This is a genomic window from Rossellomorea sp. GAMAL-10_SWC, from assembly GCF_049568075.1.
Classification (GTDB): domain Bacteria; phylum Bacillota; class Bacilli; order Bacillales; family Bacillaceae_G; genus Gottfriedia.
The window spans coordinates 2223002-2236160 of sequence record NZ_CP144911.1 but is presented as its reverse complement, the minus strand read 5'-3'; the positions used below and the strand labels follow the sequence as shown (position 1 = coordinate 2236160).

The window sequence follows — 13159 nt, the reverse complement described above, 5'->3', positions numbered from 1 at the left end:
AAGCATACGGTAGTTACATGAAGTGGAGTGCAGCAGTCTAATTTATGATAGCAGACTAGTAAAATACATAAGTAAATATGTTAAAATTAACCATTATGACCGCCAATAGTTGGCGGTTTTTTATTGCTGTTGAAAAAAATTATAAAAATTATCATATTTTTTGTAACAAATATGACTTTAATCCGATATATAGAGCGAAAGGAGGAAAAGCCTTGGGAGATCTTAATGAAATTTATAATAATTATGCTGAAGTCGTTTTTAAGTATTTGATGTGTCTTTGCCATGATGCAGAATTATCAGAAGAATTGACACAAGAAACTTTCTATCAAGCTGTGAGATCCATTGATAGTTATAATGGTGGATGTAAGATGTCAGTTTGGTTATGTCAAATAGCAAAGCACTCTTACTATAAGTACCTAGAAAAAAATAAGAAGCAACGAAAAGAGATTTACCAAGGAAATACCATACATACCTCTCCTGAAACTGAATTGATTAATTCGGAGGATAAAGTTGCTCTATTCCGAAGAATTCACCTACTAGAAGAACCATATAAAGAAGTTTTACTTCTTAGAATTTTAGGAGGACTTAGTTATAAAGAAATTGGTGAAATTCAATTGAAGAATGAAAACTGGGCAAGGGTTACTTTTTATAGGGCTAAAATTAAATTAAGGGAAAGGGGTAAGATGGAGAATGAACAATAAGTGTGATATTGTGAGGGATCTACTACCATCTTATATAGACAATATATGTAGCAAAGAGAGCAATCAGTTTATTAAAGAACATTTAACTACATGTGTAAACTGCGGAAAAATATTAGGTACTATGAAATCCGATATCAATATTTCCGATGAGATTTATAAAATTGAAAGGTTGGAGACGAAAAAACCGTTTACAAAAGTATCTGGATTTTTAAACTTCCAGAAGAAATTTACAAATTATATACTTATATTTGCACTCATCTCATTGTTGTTTGGGATTTACTTTCTAGCTAATTCGAATAATGAAATGAAAAAATATAAAGAAGAAGTAAACAGGCTTGGTGTAGTAGAGCAAGAAAAAAAAGCCATTATGAATGATGCAATCAACGTACTTGGAGACTCAAATGTTCTTACAAATCAAAAAGAAGAACAACTTCTTAAAGTATTTGAAAAGTATAATAGCAAACTTAATTTGTTGGCTATATTTCCTAAAACCAATGTAGAAGATTGGATTAAGGAAAACGCTCTTGTAAGAAATGAACCCACAACAATTTACCCAATTAATTATCAAAAAGCAGCAATTGTTTTTGGAAATGAAGGTATTATTAGAAGCAAAGAAAAAATACTTCCAAGTGATTATGATTTAGGGAATGTAGTTATGGAGAGCGAAAATTGGGTAGTGCAATATGAATACAAAACTTCATACGAAAATATCATAGAGAAGTATCATCAATTAAAATATTATGGACCTAATATTTTGAGTTTCTATCAGCTACCCATCTTATTTGTTTCTATTTTTACTGTTCTATGTATTATTTGGCTATTCTTGAAGAAGAACAATAGTCAACTTAAAGGTTTAATAGACTAACCCTTAAATCAAATTAACTTATTAAACTATACGTAACTTATAAAATTTCTAATTCAACTTACGCATGCGTTAGTTTAAACGTGATCGACGATTTGTCGGTCTTTTTTATTCAACAAAATGGCAGTTTAGTTGTACAAGACTTTGAAAATTATTTAATAAAAATCTTAAAAAGAATATGGTAACATTGCAGTAAAGTAAAGTCATTGGAGGAGAAAATGAGATATAAACACAGGTATGCGTTTGATAAAGGGAATATAAGACTCAAAGACTTTTTAAGTTCAAATGAAATTCCCTATGAAAGTTCGTACGGTATCATCGTTTTTGAAATATTTGAAGATAATGAACATTGGGAGGAAGTAAAAAGAATTGCCGATCAGTACGACATACCATCATTAGGGGAATCTATTTATTCAACTAATGAGTTTAATAATGCTAAATGGCTAAGCGTAAGAAGTAAATGGAGATGGGCATACCCTCAACCAGAGAGAAATATGGCGTATGAACACATCACCTATAACGATGAAAATTTATGTGAGGGTTGTGGGAGTGGACTACTTCAGAAAGATAGTTTTAGAATGAAAAAGTCACCGAAATGGTCTAGTAAGAATTTTCTAATGCTTAACTGGATTGAAGATGAATTATTTATTAGTAGCAAAGCGAAGGATGAATTGCAAAAGAGTACGCTAAAAGGTTTTGATTTTTATGAAGTTAAAAAAAATGCTAAAGATAATGTAATACTTGATGACGTACACCAACTTTATATTAGTGATAAACTTAAACCTGGAATGATAAAAGAAAGTAATGCAATAGCTATCACATTATTTTGTCAAAAATGTGGAGGAACCAAATATATTTTAAGTGGAAGGAGTTTGATATTCCAAAAAAATGTATTTGATAATGTAAATGTAGATATTATCAAGACTGCTGAAACCTTTGGAGACGGTCATATGTGTGCAAGAATAATTTTAGTTTCTCAAGAATTTTTCCGATTTATTAAGAAAAATAAATTGGACAGAAACTTGGAATTCGAACCAATTTTATTGGTTTAATAGAATAAATGCTGGTAGTTTATTAAAAAATCTTATTCAACTAACGCATGCGTTAGCCATACATTAATCCTCAGATTCACAACAGTGAATGGAAGTTTATTTCGCACTCCCATAGTAGTTGAAGATCCATTAGAAGTTATTTTAACAAATATTCAAGATAGAAGGTGAAATCGCTGTGATTAATTGGAAATGGGCTGAAGTAGATGCCCTAGAAAGTCAAGGCAAGTGGAATGAAGCAAAAACTATCTTGGTTAAACATTGGAACCAAAATCGTAATGACATAAAAACTGTTATTCGCCTTGGATTCTTATGCTGGTTTGTTCTAGTAGAAGAAGGACCTTTAGGTATTATAGGTGTAGATTTTGATGAATTAGAGTCTGTACTACGTCAGATCACTGATTTTGGCTTGGAAAATTTTATGGCGAACGAGGATTTTCTGTGGTGTTTTGGTTATATGATTTCACTTTTTCCATATTATTTTGGTGACTTTGAGAAATGGGAAGAAAAAGGTAAATCTATGCTAAAACGTGCATACGATCTTTGTCCAAATGATCCAGTGTATAAATATTCTTATATGGGTTCCATTCCTAATACATACGGAAAACATAAATATGAATTTCAGCAGGTTCGAGCTGTTCTCGAGGATAGATTCCAGGGAAAAGGTTTATTGTCGGGGTATTTCAAAAGTGTATGGAATAGTTGGCATGGTAATTGAACTAACGCAGTGCGTTAGTTGAACAAGAGTATATTAAAAAGTCGATTTTCGAAGACGGAAGTCGACTTTTTTGATCCTTTATAACAAATGTAGTCAAATCCCTTTAGTGTTGATCTAAACCAATCGCACTAATTAGCAGGCGTATTGTATTCTCAAGCAAAAGGTATAATCTGTAATCTGAAGAATATATAAATGTAAACCTTAAAAAGGAGTGATTCTTATTTCGTTGAAGGTAGCATTTCGATACTTCTTATATTCGGTTGGTTTCTTTATTACAATTTTCATAGTATTACAACTCCAACGATTGTTGAAACAACATGCAGCTGAAACTTATAATTTCATCCCAATGATAATTTATGCCCCTTTGTTATACATCATCATTGGGATACTCCTCGGATTACCAACGATTCTTAAAGAGAACAGTAAAAGTGGAAGATGGGCTTTCAAATTAGAAAAATTGGTATTTGTTGGTGTACCAGCACTATATTTTGCATTGTATCCTTTGATTTATGCCAAAGCACGTATCTTGATGTTACCAAACTATATAGGCACTGTGCTTTTGTCTAGTGAAATATATCTCGTTGCTGCCCTAATTTTTGGATATATACTCATAACTGTTTTAGAAAAGAAAAATATAGAACATCCAGAGGTTCAAACGAATGTGTAGTGTAATAAAGCTTATTTAATTAACGCATGCAATAGTTGAACATCAAGAGCTGCTAATATGCGGCTTTTTTTATTCAACAAAATGGCAGGATAGTTGAATTAGAAAACAGGTATTTAAGAGAGCGTTATAGAAAAAGATGATGGAAGGAAGTTTAATGAAAATCTTCTCTAACAAATAAAAAGGGAGTAAAATGATAATGAAATTACGTGGTATTCTTTTAACGGTAATTGCATTGATTTTAATATTTACAGGATATAGAGCTTATTCTTCTACAAATAAACCCGTAAATAATAGTACAACTACCTCTATGAAAGTAATAGATAAAATACGTTCAAAAGATAAATACATCATTGAGGTTGTTGGTGTTAATGACAAAAACATAACAGGAAAAGTAATTGTAAAAGAAGAAAATGTCTGGAATTTAATTGAAAAAAAACGCGAATATTTTATGGTATTGAGCTTTAAATCAAGTAAAATGTATACTACTATATTCAGTGAAGGAAAAGCAACGTTACAACAGATTGATATTGTAAAATAAACAGAAATTACATATCAAATCTTATTGAACTACCATGGGAGTACGATATAAACTTCCATTCACTGTTGTGAATCTGAGGATGCATGGATGGCTAACGCATGCTTTAGTTCAATTTGAAAACGGGGAAATTTCTGTTTTTATTAATAAAAAGTTGGATAACAAGCTGATATCAGAAGTTATTTTACATTTTAATAATTGTAGAGTTGTTTATGAAAATAATTTACCGACTGAAGTAAGATTATCGAATCCTAAAAAGGTGTCTTTAAATGAGATTCATAAAAAAGGGATCAATCCTATTATTAGCGATCTTTTTGGTAAGGTTAGTGAAATTGAACCAGAATGGAGTCCATCGTTAAGTTACAAAGTAGTTCCAGAAAAAATAGAAAAATATGAAGATCAAGATTTTGATCTATTATTCGAATATCTAATTAGTACAAAAAAAGATAAACACTTTTTATCATTTTCGTGGGTATGTCTTGTTTTAGATGAAACCTTAATAGAATCTGTAGCGATTAGATATTTTGCTCACAAATGTAAGAATATGTATTTATGGGTAAATAGAGAGAAGGAAATAACAATGATTCAATTAGAAATTTAAGTAAGATTTTTATTTTTAAAATAATTCTTCTTCAACTAACGCAGTGCAATAGTTGAAGATCACAAGCTGCTAATATGCGGCTTTTTTTATTGTAGTAAAAGCCAGGATAGTTCAATAAGAATGTAAGTGTTTGGAGAAAATACCTACCAAATAGTAGAAAGTAGGTATTAAATTTGAGAAAAATCATTTTGATTAGCTGTCTGATTACTTTTATTACATTTTCTAAAGTCAAGCCGAAACTGATGCTTTACGTTATGAAATGATGCTTGAAGATATAATTTATACATTTTTATCCCCATTAGAAACAAAAGCAATTAATGATTATTTTGGAGAAATGTACCTATCTCATTTTTGTAAGATTTTAGAGGTTAAGACGAAGCCAGAACAAGGATACAGATATGAAATAACCTATCAATTTGTCACATATGAAAGGGCAATAATGCCTCCATTCCACCTCTTTACTTTGAAGGTTGAAAACAAATCTCTAACAGATTGGATTATTAAAGATGTAAATGTAAGAAAAATAGCCGAGAGTGAAGATTACACAAAGATATGTAGAAAACCAATGATTATACAGTAATTAAATAACTAAATAAGGGAAATGTGTTTTCCCTAAATATGTAATTTAAAATACAAAAAAATCATATTGTTTAATAAGTTTTTTCTATTTACTTTATTGCTAGATACAAAAAACAGGCAATTCAAGTATTTACTATTAGTAGTTTTTTAAATAATAATCATTTAAATGACAATGAAAATCAAAAGGAAAGTCTGATAGATAGAATAAATTATTTTTTCGGTGGGAATGGTAGCAACGAAAGTATTGATAACGGTGAAAGTAATGATGGAGATGATGGCGGAGAATAATAACCACTCATTTTATATAGAAATTAGCAGTTTAATTAAACAAAGGAGCTAATTAGTTTTTAACGAATTATCCTATTATCAAGAAAAACTATTAGGAGGAAAAATATGTATTTCTTATCAGGAGATGTTACGGGCAAGATTACAGAAACAACAGATATTTACGACCCTGTGATTGCTTTTGTCCCAATTGTTTTTTGGATAATAATAATTGGCATATTAACTACACTAGGATTCCTTTTTAAAAGAAGAATTAGAAATCAAGCTAAAAACAGAGAATTACTACAAAATATAGAATATAAATTAGACAAATTACTTGAAGTTCTTGAAAAAAAATCTACCTAAGCTTATTCAACTAGCATTGCATTAGTAGTTTAAGAGTTGCTTCGGTGACTCTTTTTTTGTTTCACTCACAGGAAGGTATTTTAGTAGAACAGTGAATTCGAAGGTAATAGAAGATTGAACGACGAATTAGTATATAAAATATAAAAAAAGGTAAGTTTCAAAATGCTCAATATTATTTTTCCAGGTTTAGTTTTAATTATTTTAGTTGCAGTTTTTGCACTATTTTATAGATTGGCTAAAAAAATTAAAAGGTCATAATTTAATATTAGCTTTTACAACTAACACAATGCTTTGAAGAATCGAGTGTGAACTAAAGAATCTGGAGTGAATATGTTATGGGAAAAATTATTAATGAACCGTAAGATTGTGAAGGTATCACACGGGAATACTATATTCTCATTCGTATCCTATCTTTTTTCACCTTAGGTAAGGTTCCTAAGATTGAATCAAAAATGAAGAAACTAGAGAATCAATTAAAAGAACTGAAAAAAAAGAGATACAGAATATAATATAAATAAATGATTTTAAAAGGGAGAATTTTCATGTCAAACAAAAATAAAAAAGAAAAAGGAACAGTATGACGGTGTCCATTTTCTAGCGTTTTTGTCTATGTCCATTTTCTGTGATTATTTCAATCTTCCTGATATTGTTTTCCCAGTTTTATTTTTGTTTTATTTTATCTTTTCTTTTTATTTTTTAGAGAAATGGACAAAGGGCAAAATCATAAAATTTGGTCTTTTTTATTTAATACTTTTTATAATTGGTAAAATAGTTGATGGTTTATTTTAAGTTATTTAATGAAAATCCTAATGCAACTGACGCAAGCGATTCTTCAATAGAAGATCGCTTTTTTTATTCAACAAAATGGCAGATTAGTTGCATAAGGATTGTATGATTTTATAGAAAAAAATGTGAAATTCCCCCAAATTACAATAGAAAATATACAATGTATAATGAACTTTATGGGAGTTACTGGAAGTTCAAAAAACAAAGAGGAGTACACATTGTGAAAAATAAGAAACGTTTTCTTGCTATTTTTCTATTACTAGTTGTTGGAATCTCAATTTTAATCTATCAGAATCAAACGAATACTGCGAATGCTGATACGGTAAAGGTAAATTTAGGACATCCTAAAGAATTCTCCAATAGAGAAGTAAATGAAGCTGTAAACACTGTTAAGAAAAATTTTAATATAAAGGGCTGCAAACTTACGGAAATATGGTACTCAGAAGAAGAAACCGCAAAATCTGAGGAATTTGGTTACGGCTATGGAATGGTTTTACTTTCTAACTTTAAAGTTGATTCTTCTGGTAGTGACGGATTTTACAAACCGAATTCTACTCAAACTGATTATAGCTGGACTCTGGTTAGAGATGGCAAAAAGGGAAAATGGAGAATTAAAAATCAAGGATATAATTAATGATATAAATTCATGCTTATGTAACTAACGCATTGCGATAGTTGAATATCAAGAGCTGCTGATTGCGGCTTTTTTTTATTAAAGTAAATGGCAAATTAGTTCAATAAGGAATTTGCAAACTTATAGTTAAAAATGGAAAAATATGTTAATGTTAGTAGTATCATCTTAGGAAAATCTTCTTAGTGAATATAATAAATCGAGTAACTAAAGGAGAATAAAAATGAAAAAAATTCTTTTGTTTTCAGTAAGTTTTATCATATTATTTGTTTCTTTAAATGTATTCTCAGGTATGATTTTAACGGTATTTTATCAGCCTGATATAGCTAATCAATGGAGTAATATTTCAAAATTGCCAAATGAGGTGGTTTTTGTGGACAGTTCTTCTGTATCTCCATTCATTATTACAATGTTATCAGTAATTATCGCATTTGTTATACAAAACCGTTTTGCTAAAGCTAATTAAAATATAATTGAATTAACTAACTAATGCGATTCTTCAATAACGAAGGATCGTATTTCTTATGCAGCTAAATGGCAGTTTAGTTGAATAAGAATTTTGAAATTATGCTATTATTATTGGAGTAAAAAAGAGTAAAACATAAGATTAGTTAGAAACGGAGAACTTATGAAAATAGTAGAAAAAGATGACGTTGTTATTATCGATGGCATTGAAATAGAAGGTTTTATTGATATAGAAAAATTCTGTTCAATTTGCAAGCACAACCTTGCTTATTATGAGGATTTCGATGCGTATTTCTGTCCTAAATGTAATAATTGGACAGAATCAAAATGTAATGACCCCGAATGTGATTATTGTCCAAATGGACCTGATAAACCATTAAATATTTAAACTTATGTAACTAACTCATGCGTTAGCTGACGATCATGTGTTGTTTAGTAGTTCTTTTTCTAATTCGATAAGTGTTAAGGTAAATAATAATAAATTAAGAGTATTTTACGAAACAAAAGGACCTCTCACTTGGTCCTTTTGTTAAGAAATAATGATTTAATTATTTTTGTTTAAATACAAATGTTTGCTTGTATTTTCTTGCTGGATACTTTTCACCATTTGTCATTTTTTCATAAGGTTGTTCTCTCCACGTAATAACTACCTCGATATTTTTAGCATTGGAAGATACAGGCATGTTTTGATGATGTAAATCTTGTTTTATAGGAGATACTCCACTAGTAAATAACCAATACATAGTGTGTGTATTTGGTTCATCCCTATAAACTTCAATTTGAGGGTCATAAACTTTATTTCCAATGTTTTTTATGTCTAAACTATAAAGGTTGAATACGTCTTTTTTTTGCTTTACGTTATTAATATCTGGCTTATCAAAGGTAACCTTCCAGTGGTCAGAGTTTTTTGCTGTGGGAAGTTGTTCTAACGATAAAGCACATGCGGAATTAGAACTAAAAATCGTTAGAGTTATAGTAGCAAAAATCATTAAAAAAGCGTTTTTCATTATAAATTCCTCCTATAATTAACATGTATTGTTAGTATTTGATAATAATACAGAAAAATTCATTTGTTTATGTAATTAACGCATGCTTTAGCTGAACAACAAGATCGACTATTTAGTCAATTTTTTTTATGGTAAATGATAGATTCGTTGAATAAATTAAAGGACTATTTGAATGTTAAGTTTAATGTATATATTAAACTTTTGATAAGAGGTGGTTTAAATGAACATAAGAAACGCAACTTTAACAGATGCAAGTGGAATTGCGAAAGTCCATGTTGATAGTTGGAAAACTACTTATAAAAATATTATGCCAGATGCTTTATTGCAGAAGTTATCATACGACCAAAGAACTGATTCGTGGAATAAGAATCTAACTGAAGAGGGTACTTATGTTTTTGTAGCAGAAAATAATGAAGGAGAAATTATTGGATTTGCTACTTGTGGAAAAAGAGAAGAGAATCAAGTCGATAATTCAGGGGATTTAACATCAATTTATCTACTTTAAGAATATCAAGGAAAAGGGATTGGCAAGCAACTAATGGAACAACTTTTTAATCGATTTGAAAAGTTAGGTTTTAATAGAGTGTTTGTTGAGGTATTAGAAGATAATAAAACTCGTTTTTTCTATGAGTATTTTGGTGCTGAATTATTGAAATCTGAGAAGATAAAAATTGCGGGTAAGGATTTAAATCTTCTGACTTATGAATGGAATAATATTAACAGGGTATTAACTAAATTTTAAACTTTGTTCTTATTGAACTAATTCATGCGATTCTTCAATAGAAGATCGCTTTTTTTATTAAACAAAATGGCAGATTAGTTCAATAAGGAAAAGGAAACCTATGATTTAATTTTTCAAGATGTAAACTCCGTTTTTTCATGAAAGGTGGAATTATAAATGGATACAAATGAACTAAGAAAATGGGCAGAAAAACATTCTATTGAAAGTTATACAATTGAAAGTTTTTGGGAAGTATTTGTAAATTATCAAAAGGAACAAAATGATGAATTTCAGAAAAATTTTGGAGAGGATTTTGATAAAGAGCAGTTGTTTATTAATATGGAAGGACTAGGTCTTTTTATAGATGCTTGGAATAAAGATGCATATATGCAGTACGGTTTTGATTACGTTACTTCTTATGTTCCAATCGTTTATAAAGATAATAAAATTGGAGTCTATAAAATGCTTTTCAAGCTAAATGGCGAATGTTTTGATGACTTTTTTATTATTGATTAGTTAGTACTTATACAACTAACGCATGCGATAGTTGAACAACGTGATCGGCAATCTGTCGGTCATTTTTTATTGAACAAAATGGCAGATTAGTTGCATAAGAAAAGGACTTTTAAGACAGTGAAAAGAATAAAATATAAGATCGAAATTTGTGCATTTAGGGTGGTAACATGATAGAAAAATATCCACGAATAGGTTTAAGAATTAGGTGTGAAAAAGGCGTTCATTTAGAGGTTAGGAGATCTTGCTTAGATTTTGCAAAGTGGTTAAGAAATGAATTTAATTTTCCGATTAGAGTTGTTGTTTATCTAAAAAAAGCTAAACAAATAAAAGCAATTGATAAAGAAATGGTTAGTGCAACTTTTTTAGGACCCTACGATAAAAATGAAAAACCCTACATTAGAGTTGCGACAGGAGACTATGAAGAACTAGTTATGGAAGGAGGAGAAGGGAGTGCAATTTTTGCAATTCTAAATTGTATGGCACACGAAATTATACACTACCATCAATGGCTTAAGGATCCTGATTTTGATGAAGAACAAGCAGAGAGTGAAGCTGAAATTGAAAGTATAAAGTTAGTGGATGAATATTATGGATATAGCTTCATAAATGAAATAATAGAACATCAAAAGGTATTTACAATAGAAAACGAAGAAGGAATACCAACCACGACGAACGATAATGGAGAAGAATCAATGCCCTTTTGGTCATCAGAATTAAGAACTGAGGTCATTATTAAAAACGTTAATTTTTACCGTGAATACCATCCACTAGAAATATCTTTAGAAGACTTCATTAGCAATTGGTTACCTAAACTTCAAAAAAATGCACTTGTTTTGGGAGTAAATCTAAAAGGTGATAAATTAATTGGTACTGATTGGAATCCAAAGGAGTTGCTTGAGGAAATCAAAAATAAACTGGACACTAAAGAATAATGTTATACAACTAATGCAGCGCTTTAGTTACATAAGAAAAATTGAAGCTATATTGATTGGTTAGCAACCAGTGGTGAACATTATGATCGTCGAAATTGATGGATACTTTACACAAGCATTACTTACAGGTAGGAAGTGTTCTAAAAAAGAATTGAAACAAAAATATTTACAGGCATTAAGTATGGTAAATGACATTAGGAATCTACCAGATGTTTTTTGTCGATTACACCGTTTTGAACAGTTGCCTTTCGATGATGAAATCGAAATCGATTTTGTTATTGATACTGATATTGATTATATTTATTCGCCAACTTATTAAACTAACTAATTCAATAGTTGAAGATCAAGAGCTGCTAATATGCGGCTTTTTTTATTAAAGTAAATGGCAGTTTAGTTAAATAAGATACTGTATAATTAAAATCATAAATGGAGGTCTTTGGATGGAATACTACCCTTTTTTATTTTATATTAATAAAAATGAATTCTATTGCATTTGGTATAGTGCAGATAAAGATGGTTTTCTTACGGAAAATAATAAAATAAAAGTTTTTGAAACTGAAAATATGTTGTTTGATTATGCTAAAGTAAAGAACATTCAATTTATGGATAACAAAATAAATTCAATTTCAATAGACTATGCTATAAATTGGCTAACTCGTAAAAATCCAATAATTAAAAGTGTTTATTTTCTTGATTATTGGAACCACATATCAGATTTAGCTTATTCAGTAGGAGAAAATTTTTATGGAGATGAAAGAGAAGAATCAATAAATAAAGTGTATGAAAAATTGTTTTGGGGTAATAACTTACCAATTGTAACACCCAAAGGCAAAAAATATAAACCTACTTGGAATAACGAACAAAGAAAAATATTAGTCGATATTGTAAAAGACGGAATCAGAATAATAAAATTATATATAAAGAATTAGTGTTTAAATACATATAAGTCTTATTCAACTAACGCAGTGCATTAGTTTAATAACAAGATCGGCTACTTAGTCAATCTTATTTTATTAAGCAAGGCAGATTAGTTGTATAAGAATAATATAATTTCTACGAAAAAAAGGAGAAATTCCCCCAAGTTACAAGTATCCGTACAGTAGGTATAATTTTTTAAAGATACCATTAAACAGAACAGAAGGATGGATTTCAATGACTCGTAAAAAATTCATACTCATAACCATTATTTTTTGCATTTTCTACCTTGGATTGCATGCAACCCCATCGCTTGCGATTCGCACGAAATTGTTTTTCTATTTTCATCCTAAAGCAGCGTTTACGACGACGGTTTCGCTGAACAAAAGAGAAAACAACGCTGATAGCTTTAAACCGTATTTAGTTAAACATCACGCGAAAGCGTATACTATCAGTCACCCGCCAAACATCCAGTCTTCGGCAGGACCAAGCATGCCCGTGTACAAAGATTTTATCGTGTACAAAAAAGGACCGATTTATGTGTCAAAACGACTTTACGATGTACTCCACAAAATCATTAATGTGTAGTGAAAATTTATACCTTATGCAACTAACTGATGAGATTCTTCCATAACGAAGGATCGTTATCTTATGCAGCTAAATAGCAGATTAGTTCAATAAGAAAAAGTAGGAATAAAGAAAGATTTGATGAATTTATATATAAATAAATACTAAAAGGCAGGTCGTAAAATGAACAATATTCTTTTTCCAGCTTTAGTTTTAATAATTATAGTTGGAGTTATTGCACTATTTAATAAATTAATTAAGAAATCTAAAAGAACAT

Annotated in this window: 18 protein-coding genes and 1 pseudogene; 18 read left to right on the top strand and 1 reads right to left on the bottom strand. The window is 29.7% G+C overall.

Going from position 1 to position 13159, the window contains the following annotated elements:
- Positions 1 to 212 precede the first annotated feature (212 nt).
- The 12 genes from V5E38_RS10930 (at position 213) to V5E38_RS10875 (ending at position 8612) form a co-directional block, all read left to right on the top strand.
- The gene (locus V5E38_RS10930) at positions 213 to 701 is read left to right on the top strand and encodes an RNA polymerase sigma factor (RefSeq protein ID WP_499213310.1); all 489 of its coding nucleotides are present in this window, start codon (positions 213 to 215) and stop codon (positions 699 to 701) included.
- Complete coding sequence (locus V5E38_RS10925; protein WP_499213309.1) at positions 691 to 1566, top strand: zf-HC2 domain-containing protein; 876 nt, start codon at positions 691 to 693, stop codon at positions 1564 to 1566. Before V5E38_RS10930 ends, V5E38_RS10925 begins: the two co-directional genes overlap by 11 nt.
- Positions 1567 to 1781: 215 nt before the next feature.
- Positions 1782 to 2615, top strand: coding sequence for a hypothetical protein (locus tag V5E38_RS10920; RefSeq protein ID WP_499213308.1), 834 nt, complete (start codon positions 1782 to 1784; stop codon positions 2613 to 2615).
- A 175-nt stretch (positions 2616 to 2790) separates the two neighbouring features.
- Entirely contained in the window at positions 2791 to 3330 is a 540-nt protein-coding gene (locus V5E38_RS10915; RefSeq protein WP_499213307.1) for a hypothetical protein, read from the top strand.
- 226 nt (positions 3331 to 3556) lie between these two features.
- Entirely contained in the window at positions 3557 to 3997 is a 441-nt protein-coding gene (locus V5E38_RS10910) for a hypothetical protein (protein ID WP_499213306.1), read from the top strand.
- Between the two features lie 196 nt (positions 3998 to 4193).
- Positions 4194 to 4535 (top strand): hypothetical protein, encoded by a 342-nt coding sequence (locus V5E38_RS10905; RefSeq protein WP_499213305.1) that lies wholly within the window; start codon positions 4194 to 4196, stop codon positions 4533 to 4535.
- 79 nt (positions 4536 to 4614) lie between these two features.
- A complete protein-coding gene (locus tag V5E38_RS10900; protein WP_499213304.1) occupies positions 4615 to 5133 on the top strand; it encodes a hypothetical protein in 519 nt (172 codons plus the stop codon).
- 259 nt (positions 5134 to 5392) lie between these two features.
- The gene (locus V5E38_RS10895; RefSeq protein ID WP_499213303.1) at positions 5393 to 5713 is read left to right on the top strand and encodes a DUF3888 domain-containing protein; all 321 of its coding nucleotides are present in this window, start codon (positions 5393 to 5395) and stop codon (positions 5711 to 5713) included.
- Positions 5714 to 6105: 392 nt separating this feature from the next.
- Positions 6106 to 6342, top strand: coding sequence for a hypothetical protein (locus V5E38_RS10890; protein WP_499213302.1), 237 nt, complete (start codon positions 6106 to 6108; stop codon positions 6340 to 6342).
- Between the two features lie 1006 nt (positions 6343 to 7348).
- Entirely contained in the window at positions 7349 to 7762 is a 414-nt protein-coding gene (locus V5E38_RS10885) for a hypothetical protein (protein ID WP_499213301.1), read from the top strand.
- A 220-nt stretch (positions 7763 to 7982) separates the two neighbouring features.
- The gene (locus tag V5E38_RS10880) at positions 7983 to 8225 is read left to right on the top strand and encodes a hypothetical protein (RefSeq protein ID WP_499213300.1); all 243 of its coding nucleotides are present in this window, start codon (positions 7983 to 7985) and stop codon (positions 8223 to 8225) included.
- 162 nt (positions 8226 to 8387) lie between these two features.
- Positions 8388 to 8612 carry a hypothetical protein gene (locus tag V5E38_RS10875; RefSeq protein WP_499213299.1) on the top strand — a complete coding sequence of 75 codons (225 nt, stop codon included), beginning with the start codon at positions 8388 to 8390 and terminating at the stop codon, positions 8610 to 8612.
- A 160-nt stretch (positions 8613 to 8772) separates the two neighbouring features.
- Here the strand turns inward: V5E38_RS10875 and V5E38_RS10870 are convergent, their stop codons facing one another.
- Positions 8773 to 9231, bottom strand: coding sequence for a YozF family protein (locus tag V5E38_RS10870; RefSeq protein WP_499213298.1), 459 nt, complete (start codon positions 9229 to 9231; stop codon positions 8773 to 8775).
- A gap of 220 nt (positions 9232 to 9451) precedes the next feature.
- Here V5E38_RS10870 and V5E38_RS10865 point away from each other — a divergent pair.
- The 6 genes and pseudogenes from V5E38_RS10865 (at position 9452) to V5E38_RS10840 (ending at position 12903) form a co-directional block, all read left to right on the top strand.
- Positions 9452 to 9973, top strand: a pseudogene (locus tag V5E38_RS10865) (GNAT family N-acetyltransferase).
- A 156-nt stretch (positions 9974 to 10129) separates the two neighbouring features.
- Positions 10130 to 10468 (top strand): hypothetical protein, encoded by a 339-nt coding sequence (locus tag V5E38_RS10860; protein WP_499213297.1) that lies wholly within the window; start codon positions 10130 to 10132, stop codon positions 10466 to 10468.
- Between the two features lie 167 nt (positions 10469 to 10635).
- Complete coding sequence (locus V5E38_RS10855) at positions 10636 to 11400, top strand: DUF2750 domain-containing protein (protein ID WP_499213296.1); 765 nt, start codon at positions 10636 to 10638, stop codon at positions 11398 to 11400.
- Between the two features lie 82 nt (positions 11401 to 11482).
- Positions 11483 to 11719 (top strand): hypothetical protein, encoded by a 237-nt coding sequence (locus V5E38_RS10850; protein ID WP_499213295.1) that lies wholly within the window; start codon positions 11483 to 11485, stop codon positions 11717 to 11719.
- Between the two features lie 121 nt (positions 11720 to 11840).
- Complete coding sequence (locus V5E38_RS10845) at positions 11841 to 12329, top strand: hypothetical protein (protein ID WP_499213294.1); 489 nt, start codon at positions 11841 to 11843, stop codon at positions 12327 to 12329.
- A 223-nt stretch (positions 12330 to 12552) separates the two neighbouring features.
- Complete coding sequence (locus tag V5E38_RS10840) at positions 12553 to 12903, top strand: YjcN family protein (protein WP_499213293.1); 351 nt, start codon at positions 12553 to 12555, stop codon at positions 12901 to 12903.
- Positions 12904 to 13159 lie beyond the last annotated feature (256 nt).